General features: G+C 35.4%; 20 protein-coding genes. 3 read left to right on the top strand and 17 right to left on the bottom strand.

What is annotated here, in order from left to right:
• Positions 1-6: 6 nt before the first annotated feature.
• From HZI73_RS26620 to HZI73_RS02585, 12 genes are all read right to left on the bottom strand, one after another.
• Complete coding sequence (locus HZI73_RS26620) at positions 7-1455, bottom strand: flagellin N-terminal helical domain-containing protein (protein WP_212696709.1); 1449 nt, start codon at positions 1453-1455, stop codon at positions 7-9.
• A 169-nt stretch (positions 1456-1624) separates the two neighbouring features.
• Entirely contained in the window at positions 1625-1753 is a 129-nt protein-coding gene (locus HZI73_RS26615) for a hypothetical protein (RefSeq protein ID WP_281418852.1), read from the bottom strand.
• A gap of 33 nt (positions 1754-1786) precedes the next feature.
• Entirely contained in the window at positions 1787-5167 is a 3381-nt protein-coding gene (locus tag HZI73_RS02630) for a DUF6240 domain-containing protein (RefSeq protein ID WP_212696708.1), read from the bottom strand.
• A 390-nt stretch (positions 5168-5557) separates the two neighbouring features.
• The gene (locus HZI73_RS02625) at positions 5558-6244 is read right to left on the bottom strand and encodes an ABC transporter ATP-binding protein (RefSeq protein WP_212696707.1); all 687 of its coding nucleotides are present in this window, start codon (positions 6242-6244) and stop codon (positions 5558-5560) included.
• A gap of 9 nt (positions 6245-6253) precedes the next feature.
• Entirely contained in the window at positions 6254-7021 is a 768-nt protein-coding gene (locus tag HZI73_RS02620) for an ABC transporter permease (RefSeq protein WP_212696706.1), read from the bottom strand.
• A complete protein-coding gene (locus HZI73_RS02615; protein WP_246552333.1) occupies positions 7002-8105 on the bottom strand; it encodes an ABC transporter substrate-binding protein in 1104 nt (367 codons plus the stop codon). The genes HZI73_RS02620 and HZI73_RS02615 overlap by 20 nt, the downstream gene beginning before the upstream one ends.
• 139 nt (positions 8106-8244) lie before the next feature.
• Positions 8245-9492, bottom strand: coding sequence for a histidine--tRNA ligase (hisS, locus tag HZI73_RS02610; protein ID WP_212696705.1), 1248 nt, complete (start codon positions 9490-9492; stop codon positions 8245-8247).
• 422 nt (positions 9493-9914) lie between these two features.
• Positions 9915-10550, bottom strand: a complete 636-nt coding sequence (locus tag HZI73_RS02605) for a hypothetical protein (protein ID WP_212696704.1) — start codon at positions 10548-10550, stop codon at positions 9915-9917.
• A gap of 35 nt (positions 10551-10585) precedes the next feature.
• The gene (locus HZI73_RS02600; protein ID WP_212696703.1) at positions 10586-11311 is read right to left on the bottom strand and encodes a HEAT repeat domain-containing protein; all 726 of its coding nucleotides are present in this window, start codon (positions 11309-11311) and stop codon (positions 10586-10588) included.
• 235 nt (positions 11312-11546) lie between these two features.
• Positions 11547-12254, bottom strand: a complete 708-nt coding sequence (locus tag HZI73_RS02595; protein ID WP_212696702.1) for a hypothetical protein — start codon at positions 12252-12254, stop codon at positions 11547-11549.
• A 478-nt stretch (positions 12255-12732) separates the two neighbouring features.
• A complete protein-coding gene (locus tag HZI73_RS02590; RefSeq protein WP_212696701.1) occupies positions 12733-13350 on the bottom strand; it encodes a hypothetical protein in 618 nt (205 codons plus the stop codon).
• A 133-nt stretch (positions 13351-13483) separates the two neighbouring features.
• Positions 13484-13909 carry a YmaF family protein gene (locus HZI73_RS02585; protein WP_212696700.1) on the bottom strand — a complete coding sequence of 142 codons (426 nt, stop codon included), beginning with the start codon at positions 13907-13909 and terminating at the stop codon, positions 13484-13486.
• A gap of 174 nt (positions 13910-14083) precedes the next feature.
• Between HZI73_RS02585 and HZI73_RS02580 the strand changes: the two genes are divergently transcribed.
• Together HZI73_RS02580 and HZI73_RS02575 are read left to right on the top strand one after the other, a co-directional pair.
• A complete protein-coding gene (locus HZI73_RS02580) occupies positions 14084-15736 on the top strand; it encodes a hypothetical protein (RefSeq protein WP_212696699.1) in 1653 nt (550 codons plus the stop codon).
• 146 nt (positions 15737-15882) lie between these two features.
• Positions 15883-16935: an amidohydrolase family protein gene (locus tag HZI73_RS02575; RefSeq protein WP_212696698.1), complete on the top strand. Its 1053-nt coding sequence runs from the start codon at positions 15883-15885 to the stop codon at positions 16933-16935.
• Between the two features lie 42 nt (positions 16936-16977).
• On the opposite strand, the gene HZI73_RS02570 is transcribed toward HZI73_RS02575, so the two are convergent.
• The 5 genes from HZI73_RS02570 to HZI73_RS02550 all read right to left on the bottom strand — a co-directional run bounded on the left by HZI73_RS02570 (position 16978) and on the right by HZI73_RS02550 (position 21740).
• The gene (locus HZI73_RS02570; protein WP_212696697.1) at positions 16978-18255 is read right to left on the bottom strand and encodes a sensor histidine kinase; all 1278 of its coding nucleotides are present in this window, start codon (positions 18253-18255) and stop codon (positions 16978-16980) included.
• Positions 18236-18925, bottom strand: a complete 690-nt coding sequence (locus HZI73_RS02565; protein ID WP_212696696.1) for a response regulator transcription factor — start codon at positions 18923-18925, stop codon at positions 18236-18238. The genes HZI73_RS02570 and HZI73_RS02565 overlap by 20 nt, the downstream gene beginning before the upstream one ends.
• Positions 18926-18989: 64 nt before the next feature.
• Positions 18990-20162: an ABC transporter permease gene (locus tag HZI73_RS02560; protein ID WP_212696695.1), complete on the bottom strand. Its 1173-nt coding sequence runs from the start codon at positions 20160-20162 to the stop codon at positions 18990-18992.
• Complete coding sequence (locus tag HZI73_RS02555; RefSeq protein ID WP_281418851.1) at positions 20155-20844, bottom strand: ABC transporter ATP-binding protein; 690 nt, start codon at positions 20842-20844, stop codon at positions 20155-20157. The genes HZI73_RS02560 and HZI73_RS02555 overlap by 8 nt, the downstream gene beginning before the upstream one ends.
• Positions 20844-21740 carry an efflux RND transporter periplasmic adaptor subunit gene (locus HZI73_RS02550; RefSeq protein ID WP_212696694.1) on the bottom strand — a complete coding sequence of 299 codons (897 nt, stop codon included), beginning with the start codon at positions 21738-21740 and terminating at the stop codon, positions 20844-20846. The genes HZI73_RS02555 and HZI73_RS02550 overlap by 1 nt, the downstream gene beginning before the upstream one ends.
• A 268-nt stretch (positions 21741-22008) precedes the next feature.
• Here HZI73_RS02550 and HZI73_RS02545 point away from each other — a divergent pair, with 268 nt between their 5' ends.
• On the top strand, positions 22009-22485 hold the full coding sequence (locus tag HZI73_RS02545; RefSeq protein ID WP_212696693.1) for a DUF4240 domain-containing protein: 477 nt from the start codon (positions 22009-22011) through the stop codon (positions 22483-22485).

Raw genomic sequence — 22485 nt, 5'->3', positions numbered from 1 at the left:
CTGTCTCTAGTTCTGGAGTAACTGTAATATGGATTGTGGCCTTTGATTGGCTTGAGCTAACATGGACGTACCCGCTTGGGCTATCACATTACGCTGGGTATATTGAGCCATCTCATAAGCCATATCTGCGTCTTGAATACGAGACATCGCTTCTGTCATACTCTCTGAGGATACACTTAAGTTATTCACTGTATGTTCTAATCGGTTTTGGTAAGCGCCTAGTTTTGAACGTATATTAGAGACTCTGTTAACCGCTGCACTAATCTTCCCTAGTGCTAGTTGAGCCCCACTGACTGTAGCCATATTAAGGGTGTCAATACCTAATGCTTTCGGTGATAGATTCGGTATTCTAACCTCCATGCCTTGTCCTTCATTTGCACCAATTTGAAGGGTTAGTGCACCAGCATCTAACACTGAAATAATGGAACTTACTGCGCCTGAACTTGCTGCTCCTGGTTGAGCTTCTATCTGCATTTCAAAACCATCCACATCTTTTACTGTTACTCTGTTTCCATCGCCAGATATACTGGCTGTAACTGCAAAATCACTAGTAGTAATAATATTAGCTTGAACATCCACTCCTAGTGTAGGGGTTAAGCTATCTAATTGTAATTCCGCTAATAAAGCACCACTGTCTGATGAAAGAGTAAGAGGATAATCATCACCAAATTGTTTAGATTCAAACTTTAAATGCACATCTGCACCAGTTATGTATGCTTCAGCAGTTGTCGTTATAATACCACCTGCATCAACTCCATACGCAGTGAGATCAGCACCCACCTTTTCAGCTAGGTCTCTAAGTTTATCAAAAACATCATTAGGTGTATCTCCCACATTAATTGTAACCTCTTCACCATTAAGAATAATTTTACCTCCTTGCGTCATAGCAGCAGGTACTGAAGTAATTCTTTTACCTAAAATATTTGATTTTGTTGCATCACCGGTAATTTCTATTTCATAAGTCCCAGGTTCAACTGTATCGGATGTAGATATTATTTTTGCTACAGTATCATCATCCACATAAGCTTTCTGGTCAATATCCCCATTCAGCAATTTCTTCTCATTAAACTCTATTTGATCGGATATTCTTTGTATTTCATCCTTTAATTGATCAACTTCCTTTTGAAGGGCTTTTCTATCCTCGCTGTCATAAGTCCCATTAGACGCCTGTACAGCTAATTCACGCATTCTCTGTAACATGGCATGCACTTCATTCATGGCACCTTCTGCTGTCTGGATAAGGGATATACCATCCATGCTATTACGTTTGGCTTGTTCTAATCCTCTAATTTGTGTGTTCATCTTCTGAGTAATAGCAAGTCCTGCTGCATCATCGGATGCGTGATTAATACGTAATCCTGATGATAGTCTTTCTAAACTCTTATCTAATTTGGAGTTGTTCATGGTTAATTGATGAAGCGCTTTCAGCGCAGGTATATTACGGTTTATTCGCATATTTGCCATCCCTTCTCAATTTCAGTTTTCTAACTTTTATGAATTCCTTTACTTTAACCCTAAAGCTCTAAGTCGCTGTTGTCACATACATATATCCGTTAATCTATTTGGAATTACATTTACTATAATATGTATCGACCATTTTCTAAAAATAATTATGCATACATCCTTAGGACTTATTCATTATTTTCTGGTGTCGCTTCTCATCGATATCGCCTATGTATTCAGCTAATTTTTTAGCTAATGCAAGCACTTTTTGTTGTTCCTCTTGTTTTTGTTTTCTTGTTATGTCCTTCATATGCTCGCCTCTTTCCTATGATAAGACCTTTGACTATATACGTTGTTCAAAATGTCCCATTGCCAAATGCTGTCTGGCTGTATTTGGCATATTATCTTCACGCACATCAATAGGTGCTTTCACCTTATTTTCTCCATAGGTCATGGTCACATGGGAGAAGCCCATGCCTTCTAGAACATTTCTAAGGTCTTTATCAAACCCTTCTAGATAGTTTGTTTCTTCTTCTATGGATGATGACATCTGTACATGAAGGTGATCATCTTGCATCTCCACATAGGCATGAACAGTACCTAGATGCTTTGTATCTAGGGATACCAATACTTTTAAGGGCTCATCATCTGCTTTTTGCTCATTGATATAATACATGTTTAACTGGCTAATCTCACCATTTAAGATAATAGGCACCTGTAAAAAATTCTCTTGATCACCTAATATCTGATTCATATCTAACATACGCTTAATATCCGTACATATGTATTCCACTGATTGCTGCCCATCCATTTTGAATCGATTATCTTCTTCTATGTCGTCAATCTTCTTTTGAAGCTCTGCATAGGCCGTGTCCATATCCTGACCCTGCCCTAATTGCTCAATAACATCCCCAATAACTGCCTTCATATCTTCTGTTAAAACATGCTGATGATCTGTAGTGTCTAAAACTTTTTTTAATTGTTTACTGAGCACATGATTATCTTGCATCAATTGTCCCATGGTATGCAAATTTTTAAGATTGATGGGTAATTGCAGCTTCTCTAAGAATGCTATGGCTTTTGACGAGGCTTCTTTTGCCACCATAAGCTGTTCTCGAATACGCTGGGTGTCCACTATTTGCTCATCTTGACTATTTTCAAGAAATTCTAGCACTTCTTCTATAGGCTTATCCATGATATTTTCTTGTTCCAGAATCTTTTTTAGACCACTGGGCGTTGCCTTTAATATGAATTCTTTAAGGGTATTTTCTAACTCCTTCATATGAATAAGGCCATCTGCTGTAATGTCTAAATCTAATTCCATCATTTGTTCAATGAATTGTCGATTACCCTTGGTGGTGGTCATGCTTGTCTTTTCAAAAGCTTCTTGAATTTGCTGGGTAATAGGCTTACCATGATAGCGTAATTCTTCTAAACCTCCAAAATTATCATCAATGGTAATGTTCATATCTGTCCGTTTTCCACCTGTTCTTCTGATATACTTAGCCGCTTCCATCAGGTTATTAAGGGTCAATTTCATATCGTGTTTGGCAAGAAAACCAACAGCTCGTCCCTCGGATTTTGCAATGGTATGCAGCATACGATAGATACCAATCATGCTCTCCCGTTCTTCCTTAGACAAGTCACCTGCTTGATCCATGCTGTGAATATACTTTGCAATTTTCTCTGTTAAATCTTCACCATTATCGTCTTGAAAGTCATTCATGTATTGCAGCACTTCGTCTATGGTTTGACCCAGTGGTGATATGTTGTCCTTCAACATGCTTGCTACAACCGTTGGATGAAGCTTTGTCAGGACTTCCGTTACTTTTTGATCAAGGAATTTTATATGGTTGATGTTTTGGTCATTGATTTCTATTTCGTTATGGGCTAGTATTTTGGATGCCCTTACGTGTTCTGGTGTTGGTTGAATACCAAGGTCTTTCAGAATACCTTCTAATTGTCCAAAAGCCTTTCCTATATAATCCCCAAGGTCACCTCTTGGCTTTGTACCAAGCTTTTCATACATCTCCATAGGCTGTTGTTGATAAAGACCATTCTGCGACGTATCTTGACTTAGAGCCTTTAGGGTAAATTCAATTTCTTTCTGATAGACTTTTCCAAGGACATGGGCACTGGATTGCTTTAAACCACTCAGGGTATCCATGACTTCCCGCATCTGACTAATGCGTTCTGTACTGGGTTTTACACCCACTGCTGTTAACGCTTGACGATAGCTTAATGCCTCTAGCTGTCTTAAATCCTCCACGACTTTTTCCAAAGGCGCTGTATCGATTTGAATCTGATGTTTGATGAAACGATTGGCTGATTCTAGGGTCATTTTCAATCGTATTTCTTCAAGTTGCCGTTTAGCCGTTATCATATGCTGCTGCTCATTTTCTGAAAGTATCGCTTCTGGTTCATGAGAGGGGCTCGTTAATAACGGGTCTTTATGAACTAACTTTTGCAAATTATAAAGACTAATATCCATACCTCTTTTTATTAATCTTTCAATATGTTTATCCCTAATCTTAGGTATATCTTCTATCAAACGCTCTGCATCTATTCCTTTGAAATCTGCTGCTTCCTGGTCCATGATTGAAATGTCACTAATATGTTTATCATCAATGATGTTCTGTACACTTTCTTGAATGATTTGTTCCTTATCCATATCCTCAGCAATATGTTTAAGGCTCATGTATTTTGTCATGTTTTCCTTGGTTATTTCCATGCCATGCCGAATAAACGTTTTTGCTGCTTCTATGTTTTCATCTTTTAATGGTATCTGATTATCTTCTAGAATTTTCTTAATCTGAGGTTCTAATGCCTGAAGGGTTTCTTCAGAGACATGTGGTTGACCTGTCGTTGGATGCTGTCCATATGTATTTTCTTTTTCAGCAACTTGTCCACTGCTATACTTGGCTTCATAAATCTTTTCCACCGTTAAAGCAATGTTATTCTTTAATACATTAAGAATCGCTTCATCTTTCAGTTCTTTAATGGCATCAAATTTATTAAGCGCTCCCCTTATTTTGAATATGTTTGCTTCCGTAACGGGAAGATTCTTTTCTTTTAACTTTTTAACGATAGACCGCATTTCCTCTTTACTGCCAAATATTTTAGCTAATCGATTTAACTCTTTTTCAACGATATCTTTGACTTCTTTTTTTTCTATTTGACCTTCTGATTTTTCTTTGGTTATAGCATGTTCAAAGAGTTTAATGGTCATCTTTTCTGGACTCATGTTCTTACTCAACAGCTTCAATATATCTTCGTCCACTGCTTTATCCAAGATTTTATCCAATTGTTCTTTCGTTTCTTTAATAAGTTTTTGATAGGATGTCTGTTCGTCTTGACCCATAGCTTGTAATGCATTTAATGTTTCATAGCTAAAATCAGGCATGTTTTGTCTTTTTAGCCATGCTTTCATATAGCTTTGACCTTTAGGTGGTACAGATTGATTTGGTGCATGTGTCTCATATTTTAATCGTATACCATCTTCCCCATGCTTCTCTACCTTAAATGTACATGCTTCACCTTTTTCTTCAAGGATATCGATACTTGGTGGGACTAAGATTTCTTTTCCCATGACGTCTACCAATGTACCTTTATCATTTTTTTCCATAACAATACCTGTTATTATATCATCACTAAAGCCCATATTTTTTTTCACAGGTTCATCTATGGTAATCCTAGAAGAGTATATCGACGTTACACTATTCATGCACTAATCATCTCCACTTATTTATACTATGTTTTCTATAATATTTGTCGGCATTTTACTTCATAATGTTTAGGCTTAATATCATATTATGTCGTATGTTAGGTTATATCCAAGTTCCTATTAACGGTTTGATTCTATGACATAATGACATGTTAAACCATCTATAAGCTTAGTCAAAGTCAGTGTTTTAGCTCATAACAGAATGGACACTGTGAGATATTTTTTATCATTTTCACTAATTATAAATTATTATTCGATATGTATAATTAATAGAATATTTTATCTGATAGTTGTTTATGCATGATGAGCACTAACTTGAAACAGCATAAAAGCAGCTTCACATATGCTTTATGCCATAGCTGCTTGTCTTGATACTTTTTTCTCTTACTGTTAGAATAATTGTTCACGATAATCTTGTAAAGCTTCCCAATGATCGTTTCGCTTATCTTTTGCCATATCAATCTTTACATGACTTTCGATATAAACAGGCCGTCCTTTTAACTGATAAATCTCATCAGCCAATAACAGTGCTTCATCCACATCATGCGTCACAAACAATACCGTTCTTCTATCCCTTTGCCATAACCTCATAAAAGCTGTCATAAGTTCGTTCTTCAGTTCAGGATTAAGACCTTTGAATGGTTCATCCATTAACAATACATTGGATGGGTATGCAAATGCCCTAGCAATGGTTACCCGTTGTTTCATACCTCCGCTGAGTTCCTTTGGATAGTAGTTTCTATAGTCAGTCAGTTTCACTAAATTAAGGTATTTGTCCACAACTTCCTGTTGATTGATGTGACTTAGACTCTTAAGAACAAAGCGGATATTTTCTTCCACTGTTGCCCAAGGTAATAGTCTTGTATCTTGGAAGATATACGACTGATTCCCCTCAATACCATCTATACTGCCTTGGTCATAAGGCATAATACCTGCAATCATATTCAAAAGCGTACTTTTCCCACAACCAGAAGCCCCAAGAAAACAACTTATTTTTTTATCTGGGATGGTCATGTTAAAATTTTCAAAAACCTTTAATTGATTAAATGTTTTGGTTATGTCATGTAGTTGTATCATCTCATTCACCTACTTTTGTATACGTACAGGGAGTATTTTACGGAGAATCTTCTTGAAAATGCCCTCAAGGAACAGACTTAATATAATCACTACAATGGTCCAAGCAAATAGACTGGCTGATTCTACATAGACCTTTGCTTCACTGAGCTTTGTACCAATGGAGAACTTGGGGTTACTAAGGACTTCAGCTGCCACCGTTACCTTCCATCCAAGTCCAAGGGCTGTAATCATAGCCGCTCGAATATACGGCGTTATGGATGGAAAATATATATGTGAAATACGATATTTCTTATCCACCTTGTAGACCGACGCCATCTGTATCAGCCGATTATCCACATTATGAATACCTTCAACGGCTGATGTCCATATAATGGGTAGACCCATCAGAAAACAGATAAATACGGGCACATCATTAGACTGAAACCAGATAATAGCAATTAAGATAAACGACATGACAGGGGTGGATTTGATGGCACTGATAACAGGATGCCATAAGGTATAGGAGAAATCATGCATGCCACATAAAACACCTAAGCCAACACCAATAATACAGGCAAAGAAAAAGCCTATAGCCACCCTTGATATCGTGGCCATAATGGTCTTCCAAAAAAACGCCTGTCCCATATTATCTATAAGTACTTGTAAGGTCCTCATGGGGGTGGGTACATAGATTTCTTGATTGACCAAGCGTGCAAGCACCCACCAAACCATGATCCAAAATAGAAACGCTATGATTTTATGTTGAAGCTGTTTCTTCTTAGTAATAGAAGTCTTCACCAGGTAGTTTTCCTCCTATGGATATGGGATTAAAATCAAATAGAATCTGGAATAAATCATTGAGCATAGGCTCTGCATCTTTTCCACTGATATAAGTAATATGTGAATCAGGAATGGCTAGCTCTGCCACTTTAGCTTGCGGTAATATACCTTGCTTTTCAATGACCACACCTGCGTCTACTGGATTTTCATTAACCCAATCAATGGATTTTTTATAAGCATCTAAAAAAGCAGCTACAAGTTCTGTATTTTTTTCTGCAAAAGCTTTATTGACAACAATACACCCCATAGCTAATGGACTATCTTCCCCTTGTACCTTCTGCCACTCTTCTGTCAAATCTAATGCAATTCTAGCATCTTCTTTTTTCATCTTTGTGGTGGTCACAAAAGGTTGAGGTAATAACGCAATGGTTGTATCTCCTGATATCATGGTAGCTGATACCTCTGCATGCTGCATACCAAAAGCTATTTCTACGTCTTTACCAGGCTCTATATTATTCTTGGTCAGTAAATATGATAATACATATTCAGGAATAGAACCTTGACCACTTGCTTGAATCTTCTTTCCTTTAAGATCTGCCATGGATTGAATGGTTTCGCCGTTTTCCATGATATACAGTACACCTAAAGTATTGACACCTGCCAAACTGATTTTGCCACCGGTTTTATTGTATAATACAGCTGCTAAGTTGGTTGGTATACAAGCAAAATTTACTTCTCCGCTTACAATCTTTCCTGTCAACTCATCTGGTGTACCTGTTATGGTAAAATCTGCTTTTAACTCAGATTCACCGTTTTGTATATCCTCCATTAATTTTGCCATACCCATACCCGTCGGTCCTTTTAGTGCTGCCACCTTAATGACCACGTCACTGGCTACCTCTTGGTCATCTGATGTCTGATCTGAATCCTCATTTCCTTCATCTTTATGATCATCAGCCTGTTGATTTGCTGCTTCATTACTTTCATCTTGTTGATAGATATCATCTGCTACGTTATTATCTTTTTTACCGCATGCTGCAAATACTGTTGTTATTAATGCCATTAATATGATTAATGCAATGATTTTACTTACTTTTTTCATGGTATAATCCCTTTCTTTCTTGATATTCATTCTCATTAACACTATATTAAACGACTTGCGTTTTGTCAATGGTTATATATCTATTTTATTAATGAATTATTGTTCCACGTGACATTATACCATGAATCTTGCTAATTATCTAATACAAAGCATTGATTCTCCATGCATCATCTGACCAATAGCCATAGTAATTGAAGTTTTGCTCCTTGAGCCTATTGCATTGTTTCCCTAACTTTTTGTGCCTTGGTATAAGGGAAACCAACATGCCCTCAGCTCTTAATCTATCCGCTTCTTCAAAAATCTCTATCCTATTTTCCTCTCCATAAAGAAGTGCAACTTTCTTTTGCTGGTCAGGTATCTGGTACCCTTTATCTTTTAGAATCTCAAATATCCTTTCAAACCCAATGGAAAAACCAACTGCAGGTACATTCTCTTTCATAAAACGACCGATCATGTTATTGTATCTCCCCCCTCCAGCTATAGAACATCCTAACTCATCACACGCAATTTCATAAATCATACCTGTATAATAACCCATGCCTCGCACCAGTGATGGATCAAACTTGATGGCGTATTGTCCCTTGCTCTGCTCTTTTATAATCCATAGAACATCCTGTAACGAAGATAGAACCTTCTCATCAACGCCCATACTACCAAAATCGCTGAGGGCCATCTTATCCATTTTAGTTACGATTGTCACAAATCGATTAACGACATCTACATCATAGCCTTTATTCTTTAATTCCTCACTGACACCCTTTATTCCGATTTTATCAAGTTTATCAAAAATAACACATACATTACCTATTACTTGGTCATCAAATCCCGCATAACCTATAACTTTCTTCAATAGTCTTCGATCATTAATACGAATCGTAAAATTGCGAAAGGTTAGAGCCATTAAGGCTTTTGCCGTGGCTGCAATTAATTCTATTTCGGCCATGTTATCCTTATCACCAATGATATCTATGTCACATTGTACAAGTGAACGGTATCGCCCTTTTTGAGGTCTTTCTGCTCGGTATACATCACCTATTTGCATACTTTTAAAAGGTTTTGGCAATTGACTGGCATAATGCGCGTAGAACCGACTAAGAGGTAATGTTAAATCATATCGCAGACTTAAATCAACTAAATCTCCTTCTCCCAGATTTTCTATATCAAGTTTAAGTTTTCGACCTCGCTTTAATATCTTATAAATCAGTTTTAGATTTTCTCCCCCTTCACTGCTCAATAATAAATCAATATTTTCTATAGCAGGCGTTTGAATCTCGTTAAACCCATGTTGCTGATATACCTCTACAATGGTTTTTTTCATATATGCTCTAAGTGCCATTTCTTCGGGTAAAAAATCACGGGTTCCTCGTACTGGATTTGTATTATACATGTTGTTACCTCCTTATATTATTTAACATGATTTTGATTTCATTACATAAGATTCAGATGAAAATAAAACATCCAACTGTAGAACTTCTTCGTACTAGATACATACATCTATCTATCAAAGTATTTGAAAGTAATAACCCTGAACCATGCACTAGCACTTCTGGATATAAAAAAGAAGCCATATCCATTATTTCTATCGATAGGGCTTCCTCATATATCATCGCCCATAGGTACATGCACAAGTAGCGCTTGCACCTATGTCTTATATTTATAGGTTCAAACGCTTATTTATGGTGATGATGCAAATGTTTACATTTAATATTGATGTTTAAGTTATACATAGAATCACTTCCAAATCTTTTGTGTATTATAGCATTGTCTTTCATAAAAATCAATTCAATTTCAGTTATTTACGCAAGAAACCTAACAATACTTTAACCACTTTTTATATAGTGTGAGTAAGTCATATTCATTCTGAGATTTATCAAATAAGTTGGCAGCTTGAACACCCACCATATGAATCGGCTCAAATACCGACTCAAATGGTGGGTCAAAGGAAGTATCCTTAAAACCTAAGAGCACAGGCTTGTTAACAAACATATCGCTCTTTGGCTTGGAATAATAGCCCCAATTAATATGATGGTAATGTGTATTGAATACCTCACCCATATACATGCCGATGTCCCTTAATATATATTCTGTTCCTATGGTTAATGCTTCTGAACAGTCCTTAATAACATATTGGCGAAATGATTTAGGAAAGGTGCTTAACGCATGCTTTAGTCTTTTCAATTCGCGTTTAGGTGTTTTCCCAACTTGCGCTACTTCTAAAAACCATCTCCATACAAGTATCAATGACTCTGGTGATAGATTTAACTTATCTTGGGGTATAGATAAGTATTCTGCACATTTGAATGATAAGTATTTGATACGTGATGGAATCTGTTGAAGAAACCAATTGAAGTATTCTTTTGTTTGTTCTGGAGTCATTTTATCAAAATCAAGTTCAAAATTAAATTGTGGTATAAGTATATCGTATTTGTAATTTTTTTTGAACATATATCTAACCCATCTTTCTTGTAATATATTTCTAACTAAGGTATTTGATCTAATATATTCAAAATTGAAGATCTAACAGCATTTGTTTCTTCTATTAATAAAGCTTCTCGTAAATGCAACATAATTTTTTCAGCATTCTGGTTATCTGCAAGTTCCAGAAGACTATTGGCTGCAGCGCATCTAATTCTATATGAGTTGTTTTTTAACATATTTAGAATAGAATCCAAATACTTTTTCTGCTGTAGCCAGTATAACCCTATATAGAAACCCATTATCGCTGTGTCCTTTTTTTCCATATGTAAACCTTTCTCTAATACTGGAATTAGCCCTTCATCTCCTAATTTACCAAGTATTTCTGCACCAATACCGCGAACCAGTTCACTACGGTCGATTATGGTTTCTTTTAAATAATCTATAGCTTCTAATGCTTGAATATCTCCTAGCGTTTGAATGGCTACTATTCTAACTAATTCATCTGAATCTCTTAATCTTTTAATAATAATTTGCTCAATATCATGCCCACCAAAATGACCTAAAGCTTCTATCGCATAATAACGAATTTCACTATCTGCATTTTTTGTCAAGTTCAACAAGATATTTCTAGCTTCTACAAAAGCATCATAAGAGGCTAGAGCCTCTACTGCAGATAGTTTCACCTCTAGGCTTTCATCGTTTAGAAAATCCATTATCTCTTTTAGGGACTTATGACTTAACTTTATTTTTAACTCTTCAATTCGGTTCATTTTTTCTTCTTGTGTCATAACCTCGCTCCCCGTTATCATAATTTTTAATTGATTCTATCTTTATTGTCACTATTAATGTTTATTCAATAAATGTTAGATTATAGGTCCTATACAAGTTATTAATTGTTTTTCATTATCTTTATACTTATAGAATATCCCTTAGAGCCATCATTATCAACCATTACCATATACTTCCTATAGTTAAATTATCATTTAACATGCCCTCAAAATCTTTAAGTCAAACCATGTAATCTTAGAATATATTATTTTTTCTCTTATTTTTTATCCCAAGATATTTCCTAAGTTTTTTCTGACTTTTTCTTGAGGTTGGTGATGAATAATCAAAGGGGTTATCAGAAGTATAGACGATAATATCCCCATTACCTAACTCTTCAATTTTAGATGCAGGTGATGATAACAGTTTATCTTTTCCAATCTTTTCAATATAATATTTACCAAAGTAATTATACCAATAAACACCCGGCAAACACTCATGGACTCTATATGTATTATCACATAGAAGCTCATTACTATCTTCTAAATCATGTATTTCACCATACATTGGTCTTATAATATTACAAATATTCTCTGCAATACTTAAGAATTTTAATAGTTTTTCATGGCTACTAAAATAGCTATGTGTGACTTGAAAAGAGACCACTGTGGAAAATCTTGCAAAATCTATTGTAAATCCAAAAATAACATCTTTTTCTTCCTTGTCATTGTTAGTTAATGTAATTCTTAAAACACTTTCTTCTTTGAAGCACTTCTTAAATAAACTAACCTTGCTACTGTCAAACTTTGTATTTCTGCTATGAGTTAGTTTACCTCCATATAAAATTGTAGGCTTAAATTCATCTTCTCGTATAGCAAACAGTTGTGCTAATTTTTCTATTATCTCCTCTGTTCTTAGATCTTTTTTTGTCCAAAAAACTTGGTCCATTAATTTCAATTGTTTCATTAAATAGATTACCTCCAACACCTTATTTTACCCTCTTAACTATTATCCCTAGAGATTTAATACCCTCTTGGGGAGGTTTGCTGCTAAAATAATATACTACTTGTTTCATTCATTTTTCCACCAACTTTTTCACCAATAATTATTGATATTTGAGTCTTGTTCAGTAAATCGTGAAATTTCATTGTTAAGATACTTATATTTATCCCAAATATAATTTTTTAATTCAATAATTTCTACCTATAGAAACAGTTTCTAACCTTCCTGTCCAAGTATTTATTTATGTTTTATTATATTATAATAGTTATATAACCATAGTTATCTTATCCCATTATTGTACCTTATTACTAACTTGAGCATCTCTTTCAATACACATATTTTCAAAATCACATTCTATAGTTACCCATGCTGGATGCGAAAAAAAGACCGTTTAAATCCCAAATCAGATTTAACGGCCTTATATACCTTAATTGCTTTCTAATTATTCTTGTCCTACAGTCTCATTGTCACTCTCATACTTCCAAGCATTGAACCCTTCTAGAACAGCTTCTTTTGTCTTCTGGCATATTTCTGGAAGTGCTCCGCCCCATGCTTTTTCTGCTTCTTCAAATCCACGTAAGAAAGATGCTTTTAGCATATCTGCTTTTTCTGGATCTCCACCGGAAATAGCTTTGGCAAATTGTAGAATACGGTCTGCTGTATTTTTAGGACTCCAATAGCCCCCTTCTGCAATATCTATTTTTGCTTGTTCAATCATTTCAGGTTTAATAGCGTCTTGTTTCTCTGTTAAAATTGTTTCTATGGCTAGTGAATACGTTGTGTTTTGTTTACCAACCATGTCCTTAACCATTTGATAGAAGCTATCTCTTAGTCGTTCATCTAAAGCATTCTTCATGGCCTCTATCTCTTTTTTATCAACGGTATACTTCTTAGGTTTTAACTCTGAATAGTTACTGACACTGGTTTGATTTTTTTTACCCTTCTCATAGATAACCGCTTCTTTTTCCTTGGTTTGGTCTGTTTTTCCTTTTGACTTGGTTTTTGTAGAATAGGCTTGATTCGATGTCTGATAACCTGCAACCCCATTGACTGAATTCATATTCCGCCTCCTATATTGTATTATTTGAACCTCTATCTTGTATATCGGAAGCTTTTCAACAATCATTAATTATGCTAAAAATGCTTACATAAAAATAGACAGCCTCCTTGGAGACTGCCTGCTGTCTATAAGATTAATCCCAATCCTCTTCTTCAGAAATCATGAGTGGTCCATTAATAGGGTTTTGTATTAACATATTTGCTTTGAAATCATGAGTGTGTCTAAAACTAACTGTGGTTGTTCCTTCAATCCCATGTGTATGGCCAATAACTTCTCCATCTTTGTCTGTCACTGGAATAGGCGGTCCAGTTATTGTTTCTATACGGTGGAAATGATTAAAAAAGAAATCTGTATTTGTACATACAACGTGTACGTGGGTACGCACGGGTCCCCTAGCTGGTCCTGTAATACCTGCAAAACGATGATTGTGTAACAAGGCTACTTGATTTTCAGGCGCTGCAATCATGGTACTGCCAGCAAATTCATGATTATGTCGTTGCGTTTCTGGGCATTGATCTGGACAGTTCTTGATGCATTTATATTTTTTACGTTCTTTCATTCTTTACCTCCTTTCACAATGTATTAAGGTTGTCCTATTGGTTAACCTACAATATTATATGTGTACAAGCTATATTTGGTGAAATCCTATTCCCAATAAGTATTTCTTTTGTTTTTTAATATATGCTATAATATTTGGTATCTATTATGTATGTATATAACAGGGGGAGATTATATGTTAAATGATTATCAACAAACTACTAAACGTAAGAGGAATTGGGGATTCTGTTATGCTATTGCTATACCAGCTATTCTTTTACTTGTTTTTATCAAGGTTGTTCCATTTCTAAAATATTCTTTACTACCATTTAAAGAATTTAACTTTATGACACCCATAAGTGATAGTCCATGGGTAGGACTGACTTATTTTAAAGAACTTTTTACTTCTGAACATTTTAGCCGCATGATGCGAAATACCCTTGGGATTAAACTGGGCTACATTCTTCTATGCGCCCTTATATCCTTTATTCTTGTTTTATCAATTCAGCATATACGAAGCAAAAAAGTGCAAGATGCTTTGGCTGGTTTATTTTTAATCCCTTACTTTATACCCACCATCGTTTTGTCTTATATTATGATTCAATTTTTTACAAGTTCATTATTTGACTTATCGCCACTTGTACAAACTCAACACTATAAACCTATTGTTATCATGGCGTTAGTGTTGAAAAATTGTGGTATTCCTGTCATCATCACATTAGGTGCTATACGGGCTGTTACCCATCCAGAACATTCAATAGATAGAAATACGACGATAATAACAGCTATGAAATGCATCGGGGCCTTTTCCCTAATCCAAGTTTCAGCTTTATTGATGACAGACTTTGAGTTATCTTTTGCTTTGCTTAATCCTGCCACCTACATTAGCGGTGATACCTTAAACTTCTTTTCATTTAGAAAAAGCTTAATGGAATTAAATATCAGCCTTGGTACGGCAATCTTACATATTCAATACATTGTACAGCTTGTACTATCCCTACTCATGTATGTGCTCATTAAAAACTTTTTCAAAGATGTCTTATTTCCAAATCCTCAATCTACACAAGAAGTGGAGCCATCCCAAGACAGTTCTAAGGGTTCCTTTGGAAGCATTGTAGCTCTATTATATGTAGCTTTCTTATTGGTGATGATACTCTATCCCCTTGTGATACGACCTTTTATGGATTCTACCTCAATGGATACAAACGATGTATTATCCCAGTGGATGCCTAATTATACTATATATCTGGCTATCACATTGGTGAGTGTCTTATTGAATGCTGTTCTAACCACCATGTTAGCCTACCCTTTAACCGTCAATTATTTACCAGGTCGTGGCCTATATAAAATATTCTTATTGTTGATCCTTAATATTAACCCTATTTCCATGGGTCAATATCTGTACTTCAAAGACCTGGATATGGTAAACACCTATCTGCCTTATATCTTCACTGGATTATTCAGCATCATGCATATATTTGTTTTAAAGAGTATTTTCAATGCTAAATGCCAACATCTTAGGGAAGAGGCTTTATCCAAAGGTCGTTCTGAATCCTACATTTTTGGAAAGATTTATTTACCGCATATCATCAAACCACTTATTGGCTTATCCGTTCTACAATTTGCCATGATGTGGAACAGCTATACCACTTCTATGATTTACATAAATGACCCGATGAAGCATTCTCCTGCTATGTTATTTAAAGCTTTTCTTAATGCTGGACCTAACTTCAATGATCCACTTATTATGCGATTAGGTCTTATCCTAAGCTTACCGCCAATTTTGTTATTTATTATTTTTAGGCGCTTTATGACATCTGACGTGTTTGTCAGTCAGACTAGACATTAAAACGCCAATAGATATTTCACATTGTAATATTTTAATAATTAATTAGAATATTATTAAATTATTAAAAAATAGTATACATTCTTCTTGTTTTATAGTATTATTATATTTGGTTTTTTACCAAATAAAGATAAAGTAAGGGAGATTGTATGATTAAAAGATTAATTATTCCATTAGTTGTTATTCTATTAGTTACCAATATGAATAGCACTAGCATCAACGCACAAGAAAACGCAAATTGTAAGTGTTATCAACACAAAAGATGCCACGTTTACACAGATCACCATATGCACATGATGAGCCAAGAGTTCTCAGAAGTATTCAAGACCTTGTTAGGAACGGATACATACATTGATATGCCTATTGAAGAAGTGTCTGGTGAGAAAATAGTTTCATTACTTGATGAAGCAAATATTGATAAAGCATTTGTCCTGTCTGACAGTTATATTCTCGGTATGGATGAACTTCAAAGCCCTACTGAATATGAGGATGTTAAAAAAGAAAATGACTATGTGGCAAATGAAGTTTCAAAATACCCTGACCGATTGATTGGGCTTTTTAGTGTTAATCCTTTAAGAGATTATGCAATACAGGAAGTAGATAGATGTTATCATATGGAAGGTTTATCTGGCTTAAAATTGCATTTTACAAACTCACGAGTTGATTTAACCATTCCGGAGCATTTGGAGAAAATTAAAGCGTTATTTCTACACGTTTCAGAAAAGAATATCCCCATTTTAATGCATTTCAGAAGTCGTAGCCCAGAATTCGGAAAAAAAGATGCTGAAATACTCATTGATGAAGTTATTTCTGAAATTCCTAATCTTAAATTACAAATTGCTCATTTAGGAGGATGGGGAGGATTTGATCAATCAACCAAAGAAGTCTTCTCTACCTTTATTGAGAAATACAATGCAAATCCTGACTTAAAAAAAGAGAATGTCTATTTTGATTTCTCAGGAATCATTGTAACGGATAGAGAAAGTGTATTAGGACTAGAAAAAACAACAGAAGAAGACCATAAAGAAATGGCTCATATGATGAGACAGTGGGGACTAGACTATATTGTATTTGGGTCAGATTATCAATACCATTCTCCACAAGGTTATGTAAACTACATTAAGAAATACTTACCATTAACAAGGAGAGAAATCAGTAACTTTTTAAACAATGATTTATCGACGATATTTTATAATGAATAAAACAAAATCCATTAAAAAAGTCTCTTAAGAGACTTTTTTATATTATGGCTGCGTAAACTCTACACAAAAACTACTTCCCTTCCCATATTCACTTTCAATGCTAATATGGCTATCGTGTAGTTTTAGTATTTTCTTAACAATGGATAGGCCAAGGCCTGTTCCTTCTTTTGACCTTGATTTATCGCCCTTGAAAAATCGTTCAAATATCTGTTCCTTGTCAGCATCTTTTATGCCAATCCCTGAATCGGTAATGATCACTTTGATGTTATCCTCATGCTTCAACGAAATCTCAATGGTTCCCCCATTTTTAGTAAACTTGATTGCATTGGATATAATGTTTACCCAAACTTGATAAAGCAGATCCTCATCACCAACCATCGTTACTTGATCTAAATCGATGTGTAACTGAATATTTTTTCTTTCCCATTTTTCTTGGAATAGAAGTATAACCCGCCTTAATTGTTCATCAAGAGAAAATGCCGTTTTGTTAATAATGGCACGACTATCTAATTCAGATAGCTTTAGTAAATTGGCAGATAGGTTGGAGAGCCTTTCACTTTCTGAAATAATGATGTCAATATAATCCTTTTTTTCTTCCTGGGAAAGAGAAGGATTATTTAACATCTTTGCAAAACCTTTGATGGATGTAATAGGTGTTTTAAACTCATGTGAGATACTGCTGACAAAATCTTTACGGAGATATTCATTTCCATTAAGCTCGTCTACCATTTTATTAAAATTATCCGTTAACTGAGCTATCTCATCATGGCCACGCTTTTTTAGCTTCACATTAAAATTGCCATTGGCAACATCCTTAATACCATGAGCAATTTTTTTGAGGGGTCTTACAATCATGGCAATGCCAATTATGATAAATAAAGAACCTATAAACATAATATTACCAAAAAATATACTCAAAAAGGACCGAAATTGATTCATTACGGCGTTGGCATCCGTGGGAGAAATCTTTAAATACGCATCATTAATCTTGACGATATAATAAGGTCGAATCATTTTGCCTTCTGTGAAGAAAACCCCCTCTTGTCTTAACTGTTCGGACTTCATTTCCATATCAGATAAGGGTTCAATACGAACCCCCTTTATATATTTTTTACTTTCTGTCAGAGACATATTTTTTTCTTCCATAAGAAAATGAAGTTGATCCACCTTATTGGCTAATTCTTGCTGAATAAGATTCCTTATATCGTCTACACTGGTATAATAAACCGTTATTACCGAAGCAATATTAGCTAGAAACAGTGCACTTATAAATATGACTAAAAATCGTGTATAGATGGAATTAATCAGTCTTTTTATCATTCGTTTTCACCGCTTTATAGCCAAGTCCTTTCACTGTTACAATTTCAAAATCATCCACATGGGCTAATTTCTCTCGTAATCTTTTGATGTGCACATCCACTGTTCGCTCATCACTTTCACTGCTGTACCCCCATATTTCATCCATAATCTGAGCTCTTGTGAATATTTTATTCGGAGAAGATAACAGCTTGAATAACAGTAGAAACTCTTTTTTGGGTAAATCCATTACTGTGTTGTGGTGGTTGATTGTCAAACTATCATAGTCCAATGCCGTACTGCCAATTTGAAGCTTTTTATCACTTGCTATCTTTGCTCTGCGAAGTAATGCTTTCACCCGTAACAGAATCTCATCGGTATCCACAGGTTTAACCATATAGTCGTCAACACCAAGTGAGAAACCTATTTTTTTATCTTCCATTGTTACCTTAGCCGTAATCATGATGATGGGTAATTCATAACCGGCATCTCTTAGTACTTTTACTAACTCAAACCCATCCATGCGGGGCATCATCACATCTGTAATAAGCATATCTATATGTGTCTCCTCTAAGATGTCAAGTAACACTTCTCCATCACTGGCTTCATACACGTTATACCCATCGCCTCGTAACACATCAGCAAATAATCGCCTAATATGATTATCATCTTCACAAACAGCAATACTGAACATCCTATCACCTCTCTATGCATACGTTGTTTCTTACTATTATATACGATACCTTCACGTATTACCATTAAACACTTCTTAAAGCATCAATTGGATTTAATCGTGACGCCTTTCTAGCAGGTGTTATACCAAATAAAACGCCTACACCACCAGAAAAACCAATGGCTATGAGTACTGTCGAATAGGATAAAGCAAAGGGGTTTCCTAATATAATGGTCACCAAGTATGCAAGTGCTGTTCCCAATACAAGTCCAATGATACCGCCGATTAATGACAACACCATGGATTCAATTAAAAATTGCTCTTGAATCCTTCTTGGTTCTGCACCAAGGGCTTTTCTTAAACCAATCTCTGTTGTACGCTCTGTAACAGATACCAGCATCATGTTCATAATACCAATGCCACCTACCAGAAGTGATATGGCTGCGATGCCCACAAGAAGCATACTCATCATGCTTGTCATACTCTCTATACTATCAATCATATTCTGCATATTGGTCACGGTAAAAGCATTGTCCTGATGATTAAACGAAGCTTTCATCTGTGCTTCTATATGGGTGGTTGTTGCATCAGATAGTTCCCCGTCTTCCATGTATATATCTACACTGTTGATATAACGTGTACCAAAATAGGTCATGGCTGTAGTATAGGGAATGATCACCGCCTCATTGTTACTACCCATTGAAAAACCTTGTGATTCTTGTAAAGTGCCAATCACTGTATAGGTGACACCCCCAACCTTAATTGTTTTACCTACAGGATTAATACCATAAAAAAGCTCTTGTTCAATGTCTTTACCGATTAAGCAAACCTTATTGGATGCATCAATATCCAGTATGTTAATACCTCTCCCTGACTTTATTAAATCCTCTGTCTCTGTAAAATAAACATGACTTTTCCCTTGAACCATAACATTTTCATAGACCCCATTATCAAAGACAATACTGGATTTCTTATTCAATGTTGGTGCGACTCCTGCTACATTATCAATGTCCTCCAAACCTTTTATATCGCCTTCTAGTAATCCTGGTTTAAGTCCGGTTCCCTTAACCTGTACCGTTATTTTATTAGCCCCAAAGGAGGATATTTCATCTGTAATACTATTGGTTGCACCCTGTACAATGGTGATTAATGCGATAATTGATGCAACACCGATAACAATACCTAACATGGTTAGGAATGATCGCATTTTGTTGTTAACAATATTTTCCCAAGCCATCTTCAGATTATCTTTAAACATAGTCTTCCCCCTCACCTAGGCAGCCATCTAAAATATGCACAATCCTACTTGCATTTTTAGCAACATCAATGTCATGGGTGATCATGATGATGTTTTTTCCCTCCTCATGAAGCTCTTTAAAAAGGTTGGTAATCTGATGCCCTGTTTTCTGATCAAGTGCGCCTGTGGGCTCATCTGCAAGCAATATTGTTGGTTCCGTCACTAACGCTCTTGCAATAGCCACCCTCTGTTGTTGTCCTCCAGATAATTGATTGGGACGATTTCTCATTTTATCTTCTAAGCCTACCCTTATGAGCATTTCTTTCGCTTTATCTTTCCTTATTTTTTCGCTGGTTCCTGCATATACCAGTGGAAGCATGACATTATCCAGTGCCGATAGCCTAGGTAGTAATTGAAATTGTTGAAAGATGAAACCAATCTCTTTATTTCTTATTCTCGCCAATTCCACTTCATCAAGTCCTGCTACTTCTTGACCAGCTAATATATATTCACCTTTCGTGGGTGTATCGAGACAGCCTATGATATTCATAAGGGTTGATTTACCGGAGCCTGATGGTCCAACCACGGATAAGAATTCCCCTTGGTTGACGGTAAGTTCAACATCATTGAGCACTTTGAGCTGTTCTTCACCCATGGTATATACTTTTTCTATATGTTTCATTTCAAGTATGGCATTTTTCATTAGCCCTGCTCCCTTCCAAATGGTCCTCTAAAACTTCCCCCATCATCTGTTGTCTTTTTAGGCACCATGACTGTATCATCGAGAGAAATCCCATTGACGATCTCAACGAATAACCCATCATTGATACCAATATCTATTTTTCTCTCTACTGGCAGACCTTTATCCTCTTTTATAAGTACATAAGGTTCATTCTCATCATTAAACTGCAATGCTTCCATTGAAAGTGTCAACACATCTTCAGCCATCTCATTAAGCATTTTGGATTCCGCATTCATGCCTACACGTATCTCACTGTCTTTTTCTAGGTCAATATCTGCTGTGAAATAAGATACCCCATTGACATTTTTGGCTTCTCTCGATATGGCTGCTATAACGCCCTTGATATTCTTTCCTAGACTGTCAATATATACGTCAACTTCTTGTTCCTCTTCAATGGATGAAATATAGTATTCATCGACTTTTATGGTCACTTGAAGGTTATCATAATCCACGATATCCATTAGTTTTGTGCCACCTAGAACTTGAGCATTTTCATCCACATATATCTTAGAAATTTCACCATCAATATCTGCTTTTATTTCCACATCACGACTGGCTTTAAAAATAACATCATCTTTTTTAACCACATCACCTTCTTCAACTAAAATCTCTGTGATCTGCATCATCTCTTTTGCAATCACATGTTGACGATTTTTACTTTCAACGATGCCTGAAAACTGATAATAATTAACGATATCTCTTTTTTCTATGACCTCTGTATTATAGGCATTATCCCTGTTGTTTCGTAAATAATTAGGCAAAATTAACATAATGGATATGGCTGTTACAACAACCAGAAGTCCTATGATCCCTTTTCTTACATTTTTTTTCTTTTTATGTTGGTTTGTATTTTTCAATTGCATATCCTCCTTGTCATTATTTTTTGTAACCCCATGATAATCTTTCAATATGAACTTATAATGAACTCATTATATATGCCATCAAAATAAACACAAAAAAATAGACACCAAGTAGTTTTGACATTTGGAATCTATTGCTCTCACAATCTATCTATCCTTGAGAATAATTTTATGAATGATGCAAAATATAATAGTGCTATCATTAATAATTTTAAATTTCTATATAACGCTTACGCAATATAGAATAACATTGGAGGTATGACATATGCATGAGCATACAGCATTAATGGATGAAAATGAATTTTGGAACATTATTTCCATGTTTAATTGGGATCATGAGGGTGATGATGACAAAGTTTTAGAAAGTGCTATCCACTATTTATCAAGTAAACCCAATGAGGCTATCTATACATTTCTTGATATTCTTTCAAAACACCTTTATGATTTGGATGGTATAGCCTATGCAAAAAATATTGGTGAAGATGCCTATGTAGATGAAAACACTTATTTCTCCGTCGATAATTTTTTATACGCTCGTTGTGTGGTCGTAGCTAATGGAAAAGATTATTATAATAAAGTACTCAATAACCCTAAATTGATGCCCGAAGACTTAGAATTTGAGGCACTACTTTATGTGGCTGATGAAGCCTATGAGCTAAAAAATGATGAAACCTTTGAGTACGTCTCCGCATATGATTTTGAAACCTTTAGCAATAAGGAACAATGGGTTGAATCCAAGTAG

This window comes from Vallitalea pronyensis, assembly GCF_018141445.1.
Taxonomy (GTDB): Bacteria; Bacillota; Clostridia; order Lachnospirales; family Vallitaleaceae; genus Vallitalea; species Vallitalea pronyensis.
This window is presented reverse-complemented; position numbering and strand designations above follow the sequence as displayed.